Below are 18,366 nucleotides of genomic sequence, written 5' to 3' on the forward strand. Positions count from 1 at the left end.
GGGCCAGCCGCGCTCGCCGCTACACGAATGCTTTGATTATACCGTGAGTGGCGACGATGCGCGCCAAGCGGGCGGAGAACAGGACATCGAGCTGCATTTGTGTGTTGTGTCTTTATGCCACCTGATGATCGCCAGAACACATTTTGACGCAATGCGCACATTGTATTACACTTCAAAGCAATCACGCCGTGTTACTGTCCCACATGTTCGCAATCTACTCGCCAGAAAGGAGAGGGCGTATGATGCCGCCACGAGAGTTTATCATGCCTGCGCAGATGGTGATCGGTTCGGGCGCCGTTGAGCAGACCGGCGCGCAGTGCGCCAAACGGGGATGGAAAAAGGCGCTGATTGTCACCGATCAGATTATGCAGAAGATCGGTGTTGTTGACCAGGTTGAGCAGAATCTGGCCAATCACGGGATTGCCAGCGTCGTGTATGCCGGCGTCAATACCGAGCCGGTGGTTGAGTATGTGCAAGAGGCGTTAGCTGCGTATCACGAGGGCGGGTGTGATTTTGTCTTGTCGGTGGGTGGCGGCAGCCCGATCGACACTGCCAAGGCGGTGGCGGTGCTGGTGACCAACCCCGGCTCGATCGAGCAGTATAAGGGGCTCGGCAAGATCGCCAATCCCGGTGTGCCGTTGGTCGCCATTCCGACCACCGCCGGCACCGGCAGCGAAGCAACGATTTACACGGTGATTACTGATCAGAAGACCGATGTCAAAATGCTCATCGGCAGCCCGTATCTGATGCCGACGATTGCAATTGTCGATCCTATGTTGACCGTTTCGTCGCCGCCGAGCGTGACAGCAGCCACCGGCGTTGATGCGTTGGTGCATGCCATCGAAGCCTACGTTTCGGTCAAGCGGCAGCCGATGACCGATGTGCTGTGCTTGTCGGCGATCGAGTTGATTTCGAGCAATATCCGCCAAGCGTGGTCAAACGGCAACAATATCGAGGCGCGCGAAAAGATGATGTTAGGCGCGACGCAGGCCGGCATCGCTTTTAGCAACTCATCGGTGGCGCTGGTGCATGGTATGTCGCGCCCGATCGGCGCCTACTTCCATATTGCCCATGGCGTCTCGAACGCGGCCTTGTTGGCGGTAGTGGCGGAGTTTAGTCTGGTGGGTGATCCGAAACGCTACGCAGACGTGGCGCGCGCGATGGGTGAACCGATCGAGGGTCTATCTATGATGGAAGCCGCTGATCGGGCGGTCGTGGCGATCCGGCGGTTGGTACGCGATATCAAGATTCCGTCGTTGCGCCAGTTGGGTGTCGAGCGGGAGCGATTGATGGAGCTAGCGCCGGCGATGGCGGATGCGGCGATCGATAGCGGCAGCCCGGCCAATAATCCGCGCAAGCCGACCAAGCAAGAGATTATCGAACTGTACGCCAAAGCCTACGACGAAGGTGACCGAATGGCCGGTTAACAAACCGGCGTAGGCGTAGCGTAGTAGTAGGGGCACAGCAACGCTGTGCCCCTACTACGTGCGCCACTTCCGGCAAACAATCGTTGTCCCGACACCCTCTTTCGACTTAATATCGAATTCGTCCATCAACCGTTTGGCGCCGGGCAGGCCCATCCCCATGCCGCGCGAGGTGCTATAGCCATCTTGCATCACCAGATCGATATTCGGGATGCCGGGCCCCTGATCCTCGCAGATAATCTCGATCCCCTTGCGCGACCCCTTCTCGATATCGCGTACCATAACGTTGCCGGTGCCTGCATAAAGAAAGATATTGCGGGCTAGCTCGCTCACGGCAGTGGCAATGCGCGCCTGATCGATTGGCCCAAAGCCGAGCGCTTTGGCCATATCGCGAGCCATGGTACGCGCGATGACGATATCAAGGTCGCTTCGAATGACAGCAGTCTTACTCTGCGCCATCGTCGCTCTCCTCGCTGGTCATTCGCTGCATCATGGTCAACCCCTTTTCGAGGTTAAGCGCCGTGAGCACGCGCGGTAATTCAAGCCCTAGCTCAACCAAGGTAATCGCAACTGCCGGCTGCAAACCGGTGAGCACCACCCGCGCGCCCATCAGGCCGGCCATCGCTGCAATGTCGGCGATGAGACGCCCGATGAAGCTGTCAACGACATCGAGCGCCGTCAGATCGATAATCACGCCGCGAGCGCGCGTGTCATGGATCTTTTGCAAGAGATCGTCTTTGAATTGTACTGCGGAGGCATCGTGGAGAGCCACCTGAATGGAGGCGATCAGGATGTCTCCAATTTTCAAGATCGGGATGCGAAGATTATCCAAGACGCGCTCCTCATCTCTTTCCAGAGAGCGTTGTACTCTCGCCCTCATATTATCGCATAATTGCAAGCACTCCGGCAACGACCGCGCCGGCCAGCAATGGCACACTCAGATTGTCGGTGCCGTGTGGGGAGACCCCTTCGGCAACCGTCGCAACCAATGCCGCGACCACGCTCGCCGCCAGAGCTGCCCCTATCCCTATCGGCGCGCTCTGCGGGCTGAGCGTCGACCCCGGCACTAGCAACAAGGTGAGGAACATTGCGATCACACTCGCCGCAAACATTGCGGCTGAGCCCTCAAACGAGCGTCTTCCGCGCCCGACTTGGTAGTGATGGCGGCCCCAGCGCTTGCCGATAATGGCGGCGAGGGCGTCACCCCACGTCATAGCCATGGTACCGGTGGCAGCAATATATCCTCGATCGTCTGGTGAATTGGTGCGCCAGAAGATCAGAAACAAGATCGTGATTGACAAGGCAAAATAGACCGTTCCCGGTGTGCTGTCAGGCGCATCCACTGCTTCGAGCAGCCGGAAACGATAAAAAATAAAGTTGAGCACGATAAAGGTGGCAAAAGGGATAATGCCGATCGTCCAGTTCTCAAACAGGGCTAGAACGCCAAATACCCACATCCCGGCGCCAATGTGGACGAACTTGCGGGTAAAATCTTGCGGATAGCCGCGCCAACGGCGGATAACTTCAGCAATGATCAGGAGACCAAAGGCGTACCCGAACGAGACAAGCAGGCCGATCAGATCGCGTGTGCTCATAGTAGCGCCGGTGCTATCGATGGCGAAACTTGCCCCTTATTCTATCCGTAGGCGGGCAAATCGTCAATTGATCAGTAATGGTAGATCGTGTGAATGTTTAATGACAATCTTTCACCCGAGCATGCCACACCCTATTTACGCATCAAGCTAAAGGCAAGCAGAGAGCCGGTTGTTGGAATACGGTAGTTTGATCGTCACATACCTATCCTCCGCTACGAGATTGCGGCAAGCGCCGTCTCGGTCCTCCGCCGCACCATTATGGCGATACTAGGTGGCATACCCGCAGTGCTCGCAGTATACTAACGTTGCATCCGCATGCAAAATGCAAAAACGTGCCGTCAAGCAGATGGTGCGACGTCGGGTTGCTATCGGGCAATGTGCTCATGGCGAGACGCTGGATTGTCATCTCTCGATGCAAAGGAGCATCATATGCTGGTTGCTGAATCGACCGCTGCTGTGACTGCGGCAATACAGTCTGAAGATCACGTTCGTCCGCTTTACGACACCTACGGATTTGCCCGCATTCCGGCGACGATCGAGCGACTGTTGGCCGGCGCTCAGGCTGATGGGTTGCCGGCTGCGGCGTTGGCCGGCTTGCCGGAACATCCGCAGACAGTTGTGCTCTTATTGATCGATTCGTTTGGCTGGCAGTTTTTCAGCCAGTTCGTTGATCAGACGCCGTTTCTGCGCCGGTTTCTGCACGAGGGCCGGATCAGCCTGCTTACCAGCGCTTTCCCTTCGACCACCGCCGTCCATGTGACGCTGTTGCATACTGGTCTAGCCGCCGATCAGAGCGGTATCTACGAGTGGCATATCTTTGACCCTGATTTGCAAGCGGTGATTGGTTCGTTGCTCTTTTCACCGGTGTTTGAACTGAAGGCTGATGGCTTGATGGCGTATGGCGTTGATCCGGCGCTAGTCTATCCGTCCGAACGGCTCTACCATCGCTTGCGCGCTGCCGGCGCAGCGAGCGCCATCTTGCTGCCAGCGCCCTTGGCCCATTCAGTCTATACGCGTACGTTGTGCAGCGGCACGCTAGTGACGCCATTTCAAAACCTTGCTGACGCAGCGGCCCGCTTGCACTATCTGCTCGAACGCCAGCGCGGGCCTACGTTCTATCTCATGTACGTTGATTCGATTGATGCGAAGATGCATCAGCATGGGCCAGCGGCGGATGCGGTGATGGCTGAAATCCAAACCGTGCTTGATCAACTCGAACAACATCTGTTGCCGGCATTACGCGCTGCGCCGCAGCCGGCCCTGCTCTTGCTGACTGCCGATCACGGCCATATCGCCGTTGATCCGCAGCAGGCGATCGTCTTAAACCGGCTCTGGCCCGATCTCGAACGCTATCTGCGTCGTGGCGGCGATCGTCAGCCGCTGCCGCCGTCAGGTTCGCCGCGCGTTGCCATACTGCACGTACAGCCGGGAGCAGTGGCCGACGTGCAAGCGCAACTTCAGCAACGGCTGGCCGGGAAGGCAACGGTTATGCCGACTGCCGAACTGCTGGCTGCCGGCTATTTTGGCCCGCAACCCAGCGAACGATTACGCGCGCGGTTGGGTGAACTGACCATTTTGCCTGCACCCGGCGAGGCAATTGTTTGGGATCACCCGCGGGCCAAGTCTTTCAACCAACGCGGTTTGCACGGCGGTTTGACGCCGGTGGAAATGCTGACCGAATTAGCGGTGTTGGCGGTGTCATAGCTACTTGCGCCGTGTGATAAGATAACGAGAGATGCTTGCTTTGCAGCGGAGGCTTTGTCGTGTCTGAGACCGAATCTTCACCGCCGCCATCGCCGGCCCCCCGCTTCAACCGCGATACGTTGCTCTTAATTGGCGCGCTGGCGTTGTTGGCGCTTGGCGTTGCGTTGACTTTTATCTTTTCACCCGGCACGAATGATGTAGCAATCCTAGTGCCAACGGCGACGAGCGAACGCCCGCCGACGCAGGTCGGTCCATACCCGGTGCAAACATCGCCGGCGCCGGCTGGCGGGGCAGCAACGGTCGGGCCTGCGTACCCCGCCACGCAGCCGACAGTTGATCTTGCCCAAACCCAAACCAGCGTGGTGCTCGAACTGACCGCGCTAGCCGCTACAGTGCAGGCGGAAACCACCTTAACCGCCACTGCCGCTACGGCAGCGCCGGCCTATCCGGTGCCGGAAGGGACACCACCGTCTCAGCCGACCATTCTGCCAACTGCGCCGCCGCCTCCCACGGCCCCGCCGCCAACGATTGCCGTGCCGCGCCCAACTGCGCCGCCGCCTCCCACGCCAACCACGTCCGATCTTGTGATTGACGATAGTCCGACCGTGTCGCCGCCGCCAACAGCGACGCCATTGCCGACGGCAACCCCTGCCCCGACACCGATCCCGGCGCTGGTGTTGCGTGGCAGTACGCGCTGGGCTGCCGGGCAGGGGCCGATTGTGCTCAACCGCGATGTGCAGATTCCACCCGGCAGCGAGTTGATTATCGAGCCGGGGGTCGAAGTGCGGTTAGCGCCGGGGGTGTCGATCTATGTTGATGGTGGCCGGATGATTGCGCTGGGCCAGCCCAACCAGCCAGTGCGCTTTGTGGGGGCGACCGGCACGCGCTGGAGCGGGATTTTTGGCCGCCCCGGCGGATTTATCGCGCTTGAACATACCGAGATTCGGGGCGGTGGTCTCGGTGGGACGGTGTTGGTAAGCGAAGAAGGCGGTCTCGTCGTGCGGTTTAGCCGGATCACCGATAACGGCGGCGGCGTGTTAGTGGTCGATTCGCAGCTCGAAATGACATATAGCGAGATTGCCGGGAATGATGTGCCGTTTGGCGCTGCTCTTGATACGGCCTACAGCCGTGGCAATTTCGTTACCCTCACTGGCAACCGGGTTGGCGGCAATGTGCTGAGCGCTGGCGCGCCGATGGTGCGGGTGACCAATCAAAATGCCCGTGATACCCTCAATTTGGCGATTGAGGGGAATCTCTTCCGCGGCGGTAGCGCCAATCTGCAACTGACGACCAATGGCACGTTACAGGGCACGATCATTTGCAATGCGCTGATCGGCGATAATTTGGGTCTGAGTGTACGGAGCGAGACGTTACAGGTGAAGCCCGAAGGTGCCTTCCTCATGCCGTTGCGTGTCGAGCAAAATTTCATTGAGGGTCATACGCCGGTGATCCGGCCAACCTACCTCACCTTTGGCATTGGCCGCGGCGCGGCCAGCGAGATCGCGCTCGATATGCGCAATAATTGGTGGGGGCATACCTCAGGGCCGTATGAGCCTGACGCCAACCCGCAAGGCATTGGCGAAGCGGTTGGCAGCAATATTACGTTTGCCCCGTGGTTGACTGCGCCGCCGGCGTGTGCTCCTTCCCGGTAGGAGCGCGCCGCTCGACCAGCATCACTAATAACCAACCGATCACCGCACTCCCGGCGACGACCAACGGTACGTTGCCGGTGAGTTCGGCAATACTGCCGGCCAGCATGCCACCCAATGGACTCATACCCATCAGCATCAGGGTAAACACGCTCATCACCCGCCCGCGCAGCTTATCGGGCACGATCAGTTGAATGAGGGTATTGGTCAATGCCATGGTGGTGACGCCGGCCCAGCCGCATAACCCGATCAACACGAGTGCGAGCGGCACGTTGTTGACTTGGGTGAAGGCGATCAACAGCGGCGCATAGAGCAGCGCCGCTGCGGTCAGCAGCTTATCGCGGGGCGCATCATCGCGTAATTGGGCCAGTATCAATGCTGCTACCAGCGACCCTAACCCGCTTGCCGTCGACAGCCAGCCGAGGCCGGCAGCGCCGATGTGCAGAATATCGCGGGCAAAGACCGGCAACAGCGGCAGATGCACGAAGCAAAAGAAACTCACCGCACCGGCGCGGAACAACAGCGCCCGCACGTTTGGTTCGGTCACAATATAACGCAAGCCGGCTTGCAGCATCCCGCCGCGGCGCGGGCCAGCCGCAGGCTGGGCATCGAGCCGCATCAGCAGCAGGCTGGCTAACACCGCCCCAAAACTCAACGCATTAAACAGAAACGCTGGCCCCTCGCCAATCCATGCCACTACCATACCGGCCACGGCTGGCCCCATCGTGCGCGCACCATTAAAGATTGACGAATTGAGCGCAATCGCATTCAGCAAATCTTCGCGCCCGACCATCTCGACCGTAAACGCCTGCCGGGCTGGCGCGTCGAAGGCATTCACCACCCCCAACAGCAATGCCAAGATGAGCACATGGTCAATCTGCACCATCCCGCTCAGGGTGAGCGCAGCAAGGATCGCCGCCAACACCATCGCAGTTGATTGGGTGATGAGTAAAATTCGTCGTTTGGGGAAGCGGTCGGCAATGGTGCCGGCAAAGAGAGAGAACATAAGCACCGGTAATGAGTTTGCAGCCGCCACCAAACCGAGCAGAAATGGTGAGTCAGATAGCCGCAACACCAGCCAGCCTTGCGCCACACTCTGCATCCACGTGCCGGTCAGCGAAATCAGTTGCCCGCTGAAAAAGAGGCGATAGTTGCGATGGCGCAGAGCGCGAAACATCGCTAGCCAATGGTTAGAGTCGGCAAGAGCATGGCTTGTGCGCATAAGACGTTACTCGGTGTCTTCGCGATCGCTATGAGTCTGTAATGCTTCATACAGATGTTGCATCGCGTCGTGGAAGGCGGCTAACTCTTCTGGGGAAAGGTAGCTCAAACGTTGTTCCACCAGCCGCCGGTGGCGCGGGCGCAATTCCTCGATCAGCGCTTTGCCGGCAGGCGTCAACTGCACCAGCGTCACCCGCCGGTCACGCGGGTCGGTGGCGCGCTGCACCAAGCCGCGCCGCTCAAGCCGGTCAACCAGCCGGGTGAGGTTGGAATTATCAGCCAGCATCTCGTTGCAGATATAGCTCAGCGGCACACCCTCTTCAGTGGCGTAAAAGAGGATCGCGTACTGCGGCGTTGAGAGATCGTAAGGCCGGAACTCGTCACGGTTGAGCTCCTGAAAGCGGCGATGCAGCTTCAGGAAGAGACGATAGGCTTCGATCTGGGGTGAGTCGGTGGTGCTGATTTCAGGCATACGTTTATCCTAGACTTATCAACTATTGTATCAGAAGTATTGGATTTGGCAAGTAAGAATTGCGCCTGACCCCAAGCGTATCGGCGTCAGGCGCAGCGGCTGCGGTGTGCTCACCAGTAGAATGCGAACAACCAGACCATCAGCAGAAACGCGACCGCTCCGGTCAGAGTAATGGCGAAGAAGACGGGCTTGACCTCAGGATCGCCGCTCCACTCGGGCTGCATACCTCTCTCCTTTCCGGCGCTTGGCGCCGACACGGCCTTATGTGACACATTGTACCGCGTTTTGCGCAGATGTGTGACAAGACAAGCAGGGCGCGGCTTGCTGAGTTATTGCGGCATATACTTGCATAGTTCGCACAACAACCATATAATGCGTTCACCATGTATTGCACCCGTCACACGCAGCGCTGCATTCACCGGCGGCACGCCCCGTTGATGATTGCCTGCGTGCAGGGTGAGTGCGTGGCAAGGATGTTCTGTTGAGAAAGGATCTAGCGAAGATGCTACGGAAACACACCCTGTCGTGGATTGCGCTGGTTGCATTGTTGGCAACGTTGCTCGCGGCTTGTGGCGGCGGGCAACCGGCTACTGGCGGCGGTAGCGGCGGTAGCGGTAGCAATGTAACCACCACTGGCGGCCAGCCGGTGACGATTCGCTGGCGCACCCGCCCCGGCGATGCCGCCGAGCAGCGTGTCTATGAAGAACTAAACGCTCTAGTCAACGAGAAGCTGAAGGATAAAGGGATTACCGCGGTCTACGATCCGGCGCCTAATCAGGGGTACTTCGAGAAGCTGAAGACCGAATTAGCTGCCGGCAATGCGCCCGATATCTTCTGGATCGGCGGCGTTGAGCTGGCCGATTTCGTCAATACCGGTCAGATTCTTGATCTCAAGCCGCTGATTGACGCCGACAGCAGCTTCCAGTTGAGCAACTTCTACCCCAATGTGATCGAGCAGTTGACGCGCGATGGCAAGATCTACGGCCTGCCGCGCGACATCTCGACCATGGTCGTCTACTTCAACGAAGATTTGTTCAAGGCGGCTGGTTTGAAGACTCCCAAGGAGCTGGTGGCTGAAGGCAATTGGAACTGGGACACCATGCTGGATGCGGCGCGCAAGTTGACCAATCCGGCTAACCAGCAGTACGGTCTCGGCTTCGGCAATTGGTGGGGGCCGGGTTGGGGCTATTTCATCAATGCTGCCGGCGGCAGCCCCTTCACCCCTGACCGGCGCGGCTGCGCCCTGAATACCCCAGAGGCGATTGCCGGCGCAACGATGGTGCGCATGCTCTACGACGAGAAGCTGCTGCCAGCCGGTGACGCCGACGGCGAGGCGCTCTTCAACGCCGGCAAGGTCGCTATGTACTTCAATGGTCGCTGGTTTACCCCCGGTGTCCGTACCAATGCCCAGTTCAACTGGGACGTGGCGGTGATGCCGGAGGGCAAGGTCAAGAGCACGTGGCTCTTCTGGGGGCCGTATCTCGTCAGCGCCAAGACGGCTAACTCGCAGGCGGCATGGGAGGTGCTGAAGGTGCTGACCAGCGCCGAGGCAACGGCGAAGGTGGCCGCGCTTGGCACCAACATCCCGCCGCGCAGCGATCAAGAGGCGGTGAATGCCTTCCTCGCTTCGACTCCGCCGGCCAACAATCAGGCTTTCCTCGACGGCATTCCCTACGCTGCGCTGGAAGCGCCAGTATGGGACGGCAACTGGGCCGATTTCAGCGGCATTGTCCAGAGCCTCTGGGATCAGATGATCGCCGGTCAGATCACGCCTGAGCAGTTTGGCCAGCAGGCTTGCCAGCAGACGGCCAGCACCTTCAAGTAGAGGCCGGCGCGATAGGCGGAGCGGCGGGCGTGCGCCGCTCCGCCTGATCGGCTCTATCCTTGTGAGGGGCGTACCTTGACCTTGTCATTGCGAGGGCGCGGAGCGCCCGAAGCAATCTCCCGCTTCAGCGAGAGCGAACGCACAGCGGGTTGAACTCGTGCTCGCGGGGGGATTGCGTCGCCGCTGCGCGGCACGACATAGGGGGCGTGATACACGCCTGCCAAACGTAAAACGGTGAAAATGCATTTACATATTCGTGTGATGGCTCGCCTTCGTCGTTTGTTGCCGCAGGCGGCGATGACAGGTTCGTTACCATGTCCCGGAGGTACACCATGGCCAACCAAGCGCCGGCCGCTCTACCTGTACCAACCGCGCGCCGTCTGAGCGGGCGGCGTGTGCGGCAATGGATCGACGCTTTCGGCATGCTGTTGCCGACCATTTTGGGGGTTTTGATCTTCTTTTTAGTGCCGCTCGCTATCTCATTTTACCTGAGCTTTACCGACGCGCGCCTGTTTGGTGATCCGAATCTGGTTGGCTTGAACAATTATCAGCGCGCATTGTCTGACCCGACCTTCTACCGGGCGATGTGGAATACGGCGGCGTTTTCTTTGGTGACGCTGATCGTTTCTACGGTGCCGGCCTTGCTGCTGGCCGTGATCCTGAACGAGCGGATCGCTGGCCGCACCTTCTTTCGCGCCGTCTTCTTCATTCCGGTGGTGGCGTCAGTGGTCGGCGTGACCCTGCTCTGGCGCTATCTGCTCAATGTCGATTTTGGCTTCGTCAATTACGCCATTCGTCTGCTCGGATTCGAGCCGATTCCGTGGCTGACGCGCCCGGAATGGGGCTTGGCCAGCGTGATACTGGTCTTCTCGTGGAAGACGATTGGCTACAATATGGTGATCTTTCTTGCCGGCTTGCAAGGCGTGCCGCCGCAGCTCTACGAAGCGGCTAGTCTGGATGGAGCCAGCCGCTGGCAGCAGTTTCTCTATATCACGGTGCCGATGCTCTCGCCGACAACGTTCTTTGTGCTGGTGACAACTCTGATCAATTGTCTGCAAGTGTTCGATGTGCCGATTGCGCTCGGTTTGACCCGCTCGAATACGGTTGGTCCAGCCGATTCGATGTTGACCATCGTGCCGTTGCTCTGGCGCGAAGCTTTTATCGGCGGACGGATGGGCTATGCTTCGGCGCTGGCGTGGTTGCTGTTTGTGATTATTCTGCTGCTGACCTTCATCCAGTTCCGTATGTCGCGGCGGTGGGTGCATTACGAGTAAGCGAGGAGGGGTGATGGCAAGCTTGATCTTACGCCGGCCATGGGAAAAGTTGCTGGCTTATGTGGTGCTGAGTATCACCGGCTTTGTCATGGTCTTTCCGTTTATCTATATGGTGCTCTCCTCGCTCAAGCCCTCGACCGAGGTAGTGCAGGTGCCGCCGACGCTATGGCCGAGCGAGATTCGTTGGTCAAATTATGTAGAAGTTCTCAATATCGTGCCGCTCGGCACCCAATTGATCAATACCGTGATCGTAACTGCGCTGGTGGTGCTAGGTTGGGTAATTACTTCGGTGCTGGCCGGCTACGCCTTTGGCCGGCTCGAATTTCCCGGGCGCGAGTTTTGGTTTGGCGCGTACCTCGCCACGCTGATGGTGCCGTTTGCCGTGCTGATTGTGCCGATGTACCGGCTGATGCTGGTCTTTGGCTGGGTTGACCGGTTAGAGGCGCTGATTATTCCGTGGCTGTTTACTGCCTACGGCACCTTCTTGTTGCGCCAGTTCTTTATGAGTGTGCCGAAGGACTTGGAGGATGCGGCGCTGATCGATGGCGCGTCGCATTGGGGCATTCTCTTCCGCATCTTTCTGCCGCTGGCCCGCCCGGCAATTGCGACGTTGGCGACGTTTGCCTTCCTTTATGCGTGGAATAGCTTCCTGTGGCCGTTGATCATCATCAGCAGTCCAGCGCGCAAGGTGGTGACGCAGGGTCTCGTCGATCTACAGGCCCTCTACGCGGCGCGTGTCGATCTGATTATGGCCGGCTCAACACTGGCCATTTTACCGACGCTGATCGTCTTTTTGTTCGCCCAACGCTACTTCATCGAAGGGATCGCCACTTCCGGTTTGGCCGGGCGATAAGCGGGAAGGATGCGTATGCGCCATCAGGAACTCTTCAGCCGGCCCCATCGCCGGCTCAACCAGCTCACCGGCGAGTGGGTGCTGGTTTCGCCCCACCGCACGCAGCGCCCATGGCTGGGGCAGGTGGAATCGTTGCCACCCGCCGCGTTGCCGGCCTACGATCCGGACTGTTACCTCTGCCCCAGCAACACGCGAGCCAACGGCGCGCAGAACCCAGCCTACACCGAGACGTTTGTGTTCGAGAACGATTTTGCCGCTTTGCTGCCGGATATTCCACTCGAGCGGGTCAGTATCCGCGCGCCGGGTGTTGATGGCGAGATTGGCCCGGCGCTGTTGCACGCCGAAGCCGAGCGTGGTATCTGCCGGGTAGTCTGCTTCTCGCCGCACCACGACCTGACGCTGGCCCAGATGTCACAGGCTGACGTGCGGCGGGTGGTTGAGGTTTGGGCTGAACAGTACCGCGAATTGGGCGAAATCGAATGGGTGCAGTCGGTGTTGATCTTCGAGAACCGCGGCGCGATGATGGGGGCGTCGAACCCGCACCCGCACGGCCAGATCTGGGCCAACGAGCAGTTGCCGAATGAGATGACCAAAGAGCTGGCGACGCAGACGGCTTATTGGCACGAGCACAACCGCTGCTTGCTCTGCGACTATCTAGCGCTGGAGCTAGCCGCCGGCGAGCGGATCGTCTGCGCCAACGAGACGTGGGTGGCGCTGGTGCCATTTTGGGCGGTGTGGCCGTTCGAGACGCTGGTGCTGCCGCGCAGCCATACCGGCGCGCTGCCCGATCTTGATGAGGCCGGACGCGAGGGTTTGGCCGCCATCTTGCGCGAACTGACCGCGCGCTATGACCGGCTGTTTAACGTCACCTTTCCCTACAGCATGGGCTTCCATCAGCGTCCCACCGACGGTTTGTCACATGACGGCTGGCACCTGCATGCCCACTTCTACCCGCCGCTGCTGCGCTCGGCCACGGTGCGCAAGTTTATGGTCGGCTACGAAATGTTGGGCCAACCCCAGCGCGACTTGACCCCCGAACAGGCAGCGGAACGGTTGCGCGGAATCTAGCGGCACTCGACCCTACCACGCTGCCGGAAAGAGCGCTTCTACCAATCCCACCTCATGGCTGGCGCAGCGCAGATCGCCGGTCGCGCGCAGATCGCTTGCGCTGCGCCGGCCAAGCAGCAACGTCGAGAGACCGCCAATCGTGATCTGCGCCACCTCAATATCGGCGATACCGGCACCGGCGCTGATCTGCGCTGCACTGGCGCGGCATTCAATCCGCGCCGATCCCCATTCGCCGCGCAAGCCAATGCTACCCTCCCAGCCGGCGTAGCGTGACGCGGCCAAGCGCGCAGCGAGTGCCGGCTGTTGAGAGCGCAATGCGGCGAGCGGATCGATCGCAATCCAGACCTGCGTCACGGCATCGTCCCGCGGCAAGCGCACGGTCACACTTGCGCCTAATTCGAGCGCAGCCTGTGCCAGTGGGTGATCGGGCGTTAACCACAGCTCGCGCACCGTATTCGGCAAGCGGCCGAGCAACGCACGCGCCGCGCCGGCATCAACCGCGCGGCCCTCGATCACGGATTCGCCGTGCAGCATCGCATAGCCGGTGACATTCCCAAACCGATCGCTCGCCACCAGCGGCGGCTGCGCGGCGATCTGCCAGCGCCAATCGGCTTCGTACCGCAACGGAATGACGCAACGGGGCGCGGGCGCGTGCTGATCGAGCGCCACCAAATCGGCCACATCATCGAGTGTGGCCGGCGCCAGCGAGCCATCACTGCCGTGCCACGCGACCCGGCTGTCTAGTGTGGCCAGGATCATTCCCCACTGGCTGGCTACGCGCAATGGCAACGTACAACGCAACCATGCCATCCCGGCGGCGACAGCCGCCTCGGCAGCCGCAGCGAGCAGCGCAGCTACGAGGTCAGGATGGCTGCTACCGGCCAATTCCACTTCTCCCACCTCAAACCGGGCCAGTTGGCGTTGCCAACGTGTATGGGTGACGAGACCAATAGCCTGATCGCCGCTATCTGTGGCAGCGATCAGGTGCAAATCAGGCCGGTAGCGCGGGTGGCGCTGTTGGTGGGTTACCAACGTCGGATCGATCAGAGCGGGGATCTCAATGGATAGCGGGCTGATAGTGATATGACTCATGTTTTTTTCGCAATTGTCCTGTCACCAAACTATGCGATTGTCTCATTCGGGGCATCACTGCACAACAACATCGCTACGTTTTTTTAACCTTATTTGTCATCTCCTGCTCATCTTACATACTTCTCGATCGCGCCGTAACTTCCTACAATGCACCGCAGAGGGACAAACACCAAGCGATCGTGTCGCCGGTTGTTTCGGCCACCGAGGCGCGAAGCGGAGACGTTAAGCATACGAAGCGAGGAAATCGATGATTGCGCCTACTATGACCACCTTGAACTCACCGGCAACGTTGCATGCGTCAGTCGTGGGCGATGAAGCGGCGACCGGCCTTGCCACGATAGATGTAGAAGAATTAGCCCGTCGTTGCGCGATTGAGAGTGAGCGGTTTTACCGCGGCCAGTCGCACGACTCGCGCTACAGCTATGAGTTATTCCGGCGGGCGCTGGTTGAGCGTGATGAAACCGCGTGGAATTATCTCTTTCAACATTATAGCCCGTTGGTTGAGGGTTGGATCCGGCGCAGCGGCGCGTTTGTCAGCAGCGGCGAGAGCAGCGAATACTTTGTCGTGGGCGCGTTTGCAAAGTTTTGGCGCGCGGTAACGCCCGAACGCTTCGCCTCGTTCCCCAATCTGGCGTCGCTGTTGCAATACTTGCAACTGTGCGCGTCAAGCGTCGTGATCGACTCGGTGCGGGCGCAGTCGTGGGCCGAGATGATGCCGGAGGAGCGGATCAGCGAGCAGCGCATGCCGCGCCTCGCGCCGGATGAAGAGGCGATGCAGCGGGTCGATCGGCAAGAGTTCTGGCGTTTCATTGATAGCCAATTGCACAACGAGAGCGAGCGAGTGGTGGTCTACGGTTCGTTTGTGCTCGGCCTGACGCCGCGCGCTATCTTCGAGCGCTACGCCTCCCTCTTCGAGAGCGTCTACGAGGTGTACAACGTCAAACGCAACGTATTGAGCCGGCTGAGCCGCAATAGCCATCTACGGGTATTGTTTGCGCAGGTGTGAACGCAGAGGCGCAGATGGTTCAAACGCAAAGGCGCAAAGGTTTTAGGGTCATCGGTAGAGCCCACGGCCGTGCGGCTCCCCCGCTGAAGCGCGATCGAGACGGTGACGCAAGGGCATAGGGCGCGAGTGCAACGGAGCGACACGGGTCGAGCAGCGGTTTTGAACCATACAGAGCACCTTCAGAGTCAACACCTAAAATCTTGTGCGAGCGGGAACGTGAAAAACGTTCCCGTTTGCGTTTCTTTCAACAGGAAACGCTTGCAGGTTCACCTGCTGAACTGGTTGCTCACGGAGGCGCGCCGGTATGGAAGAAGAACAATTGAGCGACGGCGCAACCCATCTTTCCGGCTCTGAGATTGTTGCTGCTGCCGATGGCGAAGCCGATGAAGCCATCGTTGACCATTTGCGCCACTGTGAGCTGTGCCGCCAACGGGTGGCGGCGTTGCGCGCGATGCAACAAGTGTTGCGGCGCCGTCTCTACCGCGCTCTTTGCCCCTCGACCGAGCAGTTGGCTGACTATTGTCAAGGCCTCTTGTCTCCTGCCCAACAAGCGCTTCTTGCCCACCATATCGCCTCGTGCCCCTATTGCAACGCCGAAGTTAACCTCATGCTGCAGCGCGATCCGTTGATCGACCGGCTGTTGCTCAGCGATCTGCTGAACCGGCGGGTGTTGCGGTATCTGCGGTGATCACCTACAGCCGCATGGCCGTGCGGCTATACTGGGATGCGATCTCTGGCGAGGTGCGGTACAATACGATTAATTGCAACCGCCGCTGCTATTGCATCGTCGCATACGTCGGTTCCGCTCGCCAACCGGGCGAGCTGGTTACGACGAGGAGTTGGCTATGGCAGGAGAAGTGAATCTGCGCGCCGCGCTGGCGCGTCCCTTTTTGGCGGCCACGACCACGCCGCAGGTGGCGTACATCTTGCTCGAAGCGCAGCCGACGCCACAGATGGCGCAAGTGCGGATGCCGGTCAACGTCTGCTTTGTGCTCGACCGCAGCGGTTCGATGAAGGGCGAGAAGATCGATCGGCTGCGGCAGGCGGTGGTAAAGGCGATTGAGCAACTCGATCAGCAAGACTCGATCGCGATCGTGATCTTCGATCACCGCACTGAAGTGATTGTGCCGGCACAACCGGTGCGCAACCGGGCCGCCATTCTCGATCTCGTTCACCGCATTCGCGATGCCGGCGGCACCCGGATTGCGCCGGCAGTCGAGAAGGGGTTGCAAGAACTGCAAAAGATGCCTGCCGGCGTGCGCCGCCTGATCCTGCTCACCGACGGCCAAACCGAGCACGAGAACGAGTGTCGGCTGCGGGCCGAAGATGCGGGCCGGCTCGGCATTCCGATCACAGCGCTTGGCATCGGCAAAGACTGGAACGAAGACCTGCTGATTGAGATGGCGAATCGCTCGAAGGGCGTGGCCGACTACATTGCCCAACCGAGCGAAATCGTCAACTACTTCCAGCACACCGTCCAACGCGCCCAACAGACTGTCATTCAGAACAGTGTGCTTACCTTGCGGTTAGTGCAAGGCGTAACGCCGCGCGCCGTCTGGCAAGTGACACCGCTGATCGACAACCTCGGCTACCAACCGATCAGCGATCGGGCGGTGAGCGTCAATCTTGGCGAACTCGAAAGTGCGCAAGCGCGCGCCTTGTTGATCGAACTGCTGGTCGATCCACGTCCGCTCGGCACCTACCGGATCGGGCAAGCCGAGCTGAGCTACGACGCGCCGGCGTTGCGGCTGACCGGCGAAAAGGCCAAGCTCGACATTATGCTCACCTTCACCGCTGATCCGGCCCAACTGCAACAAGTGAATCCGGCGGTGATGAACATCGTCGAAAAGGTGAGCGCGTTCAAGCTCCAAACCCGCGCCTTGCAAGACCTTGCCGCCGGCGATGTGAGTGGCGCAACCCAGAAGCTGAAGAGTGCGGTAACGCGCCTGCTCAATCAGGGAGAAGTGGAGTTAGCGGCGACGATGCAGCAAGAGATTGCCAACCTCGAACAACAGGGCCAAATGTCGAGCGAGGGCCAAAAGACGATCAAGTTTCAGGGCCGCAAGACGGTGCGCTTGACCGACATCGAATTGCCGAAGGAGTGATCAGAAGGCCTCCCTTCTAGCCTCCCCCCGCTGGGGGGGTGGAGCCGCACGGCCGTGCGGTTTTACAGGTGAGTTTTACAGGTGATTCCTACAATCGCTGGTTGGAGCCGCACGGCCGTGTGGCTCTACGAATTACCCCACAACCTTTACATCCTCTGCGGCCAACGAACGCTTGCCTCATCACGGAAAGTCTCGGTAGAATGTAGGGAGTTCGATCATGGCAAGCTGACCAACCGGTGCGTGTGCGGCGGCATACCGCAGGCATTTCACATAAGGACACCAGTATGTACATTCTTGTCACCAACGACGATGGCTACCAAAGTCCGGGGTTAGCGGCATTGCGCGCCGTGTTGAGCGAAATCGGCGAGGTGGCGGTGGTTGCCCCTGACCGCAACTGGAGCGCCGCCGGCCACTACCGCAAACTGTTCGACCCGCTGCGGGCGTGGGAAGGAACGCTGAGCGACGGCACGCCGGCGCTGATCTGCGACGGCACGCCGGCAGATTGCGTGGCGCTCGCGGTGATGGGTCTACTCGACCGCAAACCCGATCTAGTGGTATCGGGGATCAATCTGGGGGCTAATCTCGGCACCGACCTGCTTTATTCCGGCACCGTCGCCGCGGCGATGGAGGGCATCGTCTTCAGGATACCGGGGTTAGCGGTCTCGCAAGTGCGGCCCAAAGATGGCCAGTGGGACTTTCGGGCGGCGCAGGTAGCGGTGCAGCGGTTGGTGACGATCATTCGCGAGCGTGGTTTACCGCCGGAAGTGCTGCTCAATCTCAACATCCCGGTGGCAGCTCCCGGCGAGCTGCGCGGAATCAAAGTGGGCCGGCTGGGCCGCCGCGTCTACCGCGACGAGCTGGTCGTGCGCTACGACCCGCGCGGGCGGCCATATTACTGGATCGACGGGGCCGAGCCGGAAGACCACTGCGAAGAGGGCACCGACATCGCGGCGATCAGCGAAAGCTACGCCAGCTTGACGCCGGTGCAGATGGACTTGACCAGCCACCGCTGGCTGGAAGAGCTGTGCCGGTGGGAGTTGTGAGTTTTTGCTCGGCGCGGGGGGGGGGGGGGGGGGGG

General features: G+C 59.8%; 17 protein-coding genes. 11 read left to right on the forward strand and 6 right to left on the reverse strand.

What is annotated here, in order from left to right; translation table 11 throughout:
• Positions 1–239: 239 nt before the first annotated feature.
• Entirely contained in the window at positions 240–1,427 is a 1,188-nt protein-coding gene (locus U9R61_RS08050) for an iron-containing alcohol dehydrogenase (RefSeq protein WP_322488297.1), read from the forward strand.
• A gap of 54 nt (positions 1,428–1,481) precedes the next feature.
• Here the strand turns inward: U9R61_RS08050 and U9R61_RS08055 are convergent, their stop codons facing one another.
• Genes U9R61_RS08055 through U9R61_RS08065 form a run of 3 tightly spaced genes read right to left on the reverse strand, consistent with a single transcriptional unit; the run spans position 1,482 to position 3,019 of the window.
• Positions 1,482–1,883, reverse strand: coding sequence for an anti-sigma regulatory factor (locus U9R61_RS08055; RefSeq protein ID WP_322488298.1), 402 nt, complete (start codon positions 1,881–1,883; stop codon positions 1,482–1,484).
• Positions 1,870–2,256: an STAS domain-containing protein gene (locus tag U9R61_RS08060; RefSeq protein ID WP_322488299.1), complete on the reverse strand. Its 387-nt coding sequence runs from the start codon at positions 2,254–2,256 to the stop codon at positions 1,870–1,872. The genes U9R61_RS08055 and U9R61_RS08060 overlap by 14 nt, the downstream gene beginning before the upstream one ends.
• 49 nt (positions 2,257–2,305) lie before the next feature.
• Complete coding sequence (locus U9R61_RS08065; protein ID WP_322488300.1) at positions 2,306–3,019, reverse strand: phosphatidate cytidylyltransferase; 714 nt, start codon at positions 3,017–3,019, stop codon at positions 2,306–2,308.
• Positions 3,020–3,448: 429 nt separating this feature from the next.
• Here U9R61_RS08065 and U9R61_RS08070 point away from each other — a divergent pair, with 429 nt between their 5' ends.
• Entirely contained in the window at positions 3,449–4,723 is a 1,275-nt protein-coding gene (locus U9R61_RS08070; RefSeq protein WP_322488301.1) for an alkaline phosphatase family protein, read from the forward strand.
• Between the two features lie 59 nt (positions 4,724–4,782).
• A complete protein-coding gene (locus tag U9R61_RS08075) occupies positions 4,783–6,375 on the forward strand; it encodes a hypothetical protein (RefSeq protein ID WP_322488302.1) in 1,593 nt (530 codons plus the stop codon).
• Here U9R61_RS08075 and U9R61_RS08080 read toward each other — a convergent pair.
• Positions 6,323–7,594 carry an MFS transporter gene (locus U9R61_RS08080; RefSeq protein ID WP_322488303.1) on the reverse strand — a complete coding sequence of 424 codons (1,272 nt, stop codon included), beginning with the start codon at positions 7,592–7,594 and terminating at the stop codon, positions 6,323–6,325. The two genes, U9R61_RS08075 and U9R61_RS08080, sit on opposite strands and share 53 nt — an antisense overlap.
• Before the next feature lie 6 nt (positions 7,595–7,600).
• Positions 7,601–8,065, reverse strand: a complete 465-nt coding sequence (locus tag U9R61_RS08085) for a MarR family transcriptional regulator (RefSeq protein ID WP_322488304.1) — start codon at positions 8,063–8,065, stop codon at positions 7,601–7,603.
• A 502-nt stretch (positions 8,066–8,567) separates the two neighbouring features.
• Here U9R61_RS08085 and U9R61_RS08090 point away from each other — a divergent pair.
• The 4 genes from U9R61_RS08090 to U9R61_RS08105 all read left to right on the forward strand — a co-directional run bounded on the left by U9R61_RS08090 (position 8,568) and on the right by U9R61_RS08105 (position 13,085).
• A complete protein-coding gene (locus U9R61_RS08090; RefSeq protein ID WP_322488305.1) occupies positions 8,568–9,890 on the forward strand; it encodes a sugar ABC transporter substrate-binding protein in 1,323 nt (440 codons plus the stop codon).
• Between the two features lie 332 nt (positions 9,891–10,222).
• A complete protein-coding gene (locus U9R61_RS08095) occupies positions 10,223–11,164 on the forward strand; it encodes a sugar ABC transporter permease (RefSeq protein ID WP_322488306.1) in 942 nt (313 codons plus the stop codon).
• Positions 11,165–11,177: 13 nt separating this feature from the next.
• Complete coding sequence (locus U9R61_RS08100; RefSeq protein ID WP_322488307.1) at positions 11,178–12,017, forward strand: carbohydrate ABC transporter permease; 840 nt, start codon at positions 11,178–11,180, stop codon at positions 12,015–12,017.
• Between the two features lie 15 nt (positions 12,018–12,032).
• A complete protein-coding gene (locus U9R61_RS08105) occupies positions 12,033–13,085 on the forward strand; it encodes a UDP-glucose--hexose-1-phosphate uridylyltransferase (RefSeq protein ID WP_322488308.1) in 1,053 nt (350 codons plus the stop codon).
• Positions 13,086–13,097: 12 nt separating this feature from the next.
• On the opposite strand, the gene U9R61_RS08110 is transcribed toward U9R61_RS08105, so the two are convergent.
• Positions 13,098–14,177 carry a sterol carrier protein domain-containing protein gene (locus tag U9R61_RS08110; RefSeq protein ID WP_322488309.1) on the reverse strand — a complete coding sequence of 360 codons (1,080 nt, stop codon included), beginning with the start codon at positions 14,175–14,177 and terminating at the stop codon, positions 13,098–13,100.
• A 262-nt stretch (positions 14,178–14,439) separates the two neighbouring features.
• Here U9R61_RS08110 and U9R61_RS08115 point away from each other — a divergent pair, with 262 nt between their 5' ends.
• From U9R61_RS08115 to surE, 4 genes are all read left to right on the forward strand, one after another.
• Entirely contained in the window at positions 14,440–15,183 is a 744-nt protein-coding gene (locus U9R61_RS08115) for a sigma-70 family RNA polymerase sigma factor (RefSeq protein WP_322488310.1), read from the forward strand.
• A gap of 304 nt (positions 15,184–15,487) precedes the next feature.
• Positions 15,488–15,871, forward strand: coding sequence for a hypothetical protein (locus U9R61_RS08120; RefSeq protein ID WP_322488311.1), 384 nt, complete (start codon positions 15,488–15,490; stop codon positions 15,869–15,871).
• 157 nt (positions 15,872–16,028) lie between these two features.
• Positions 16,029–17,288, forward strand: a complete 1,260-nt coding sequence (locus tag U9R61_RS08125; protein WP_322488312.1) for a vWA domain-containing protein — start codon at positions 16,029–16,031, stop codon at positions 17,286–17,288.
• A 284-nt stretch (positions 17,289–17,572) separates the two neighbouring features.
• Positions 17,573–18,331, forward strand: coding sequence for a 5'/3'-nucleotidase SurE (gene surE / locus U9R61_RS08130; protein ID WP_322488313.1), 759 nt, complete (start codon positions 17,573–17,575; stop codon positions 18,329–18,331).
• The last annotated feature ends 35 nt before the right edge of the window (positions 18,332–18,366 follow it).

Source organism: Chloroflexus sp. (assembly GCF_034431535.1).
Taxonomy (GTDB): domain Bacteria; phylum Chloroflexota; class Chloroflexia; order Chloroflexales; family Chloroflexaceae; genus Chloroflexus.

Excerpts from the sequence above, each read along its gene's own strand:
- U9R61_RS08050 (WP_322488297.1), top strand. The coding sequence starts at position 240 with ATGATGCCGCCACGAGAGTTTATCATGCCTGCGCAGATGGTGATCGGT.
- U9R61_RS08055 (WP_322488298.1), bottom strand. The coding sequence starts at position 1,883 with ATGGCGCAGAGTAAGACTGCTGTCATTCGAAGCGACCTTGATATCGTC.
- U9R61_RS08065 (WP_322488300.1), bottom strand. The coding sequence starts at position 3,019 with ATGAGCACACGCGATCTGATCGGCCTGCTTGTCTCGTTCGGGTACGCC.
- U9R61_RS08070 (WP_322488301.1), top strand. The coding sequence starts at position 3,449 with ATGCTGGTTGCTGAATCGACCGCTGCTGTGACTGCGGCAATACAGTCT.
- U9R61_RS08080 (WP_322488303.1), bottom strand. The coding sequence starts at position 7,594 with ATGCGCACAAGCCATGCTCTTGCCGACTCTAACCATTGGCTAGCGATG.
- U9R61_RS08085 (WP_322488304.1), bottom strand. The coding sequence starts at position 8,065 with ATGCCTGAAATCAGCACCACCGACTCACCCCAGATCGAAGCCTATCGT.
- U9R61_RS08090 (WP_322488305.1), top strand. The coding sequence starts at position 8,568 with ATGCTACGGAAACACACCCTGTCGTGGATTGCGCTGGTTGCATTGTTG.
- U9R61_RS08095 (WP_322488306.1), top strand. The coding sequence starts at position 10,223 with ATGGCCAACCAAGCGCCGGCCGCTCTACCTGTACCAACCGCGCGCCGT.
- U9R61_RS08100 (WP_322488307.1), top strand. The coding sequence starts at position 11,178 with ATGGCAAGCTTGATCTTACGCCGGCCATGGGAAAAGTTGCTGGCTTAT.
- U9R61_RS08105 (WP_322488308.1), top strand. The coding sequence starts at position 12,033 with ATGCGCCATCAGGAACTCTTCAGCCGGCCCCATCGCCGGCTCAACCAG.
- U9R61_RS08110 (WP_322488309.1), bottom strand. The coding sequence starts at position 14,177 with ATGAGTCATATCACTATCAGCCCGCTATCCATTGAGATCCCCGCTCTG.
- U9R61_RS08115 (WP_322488310.1), top strand. The coding sequence starts at position 14,440 with ATGACCACCTTGAACTCACCGGCAACGTTGCATGCGTCAGTCGTGGGC.
- U9R61_RS08120 (WP_322488311.1), top strand. The coding sequence starts at position 15,488 with ATGGAAGAAGAACAATTGAGCGACGGCGCAACCCATCTTTCCGGCTCT.
- U9R61_RS08125 (WP_322488312.1), top strand. The coding sequence starts at position 16,029 with ATGGCAGGAGAAGTGAATCTGCGCGCCGCGCTGGCGCGTCCCTTTTTG.
- surE (WP_322488313.1), top strand. The coding sequence starts at position 17,573 with ATGTACATTCTTGTCACCAACGACGATGGCTACCAAAGTCCGGGGTTA.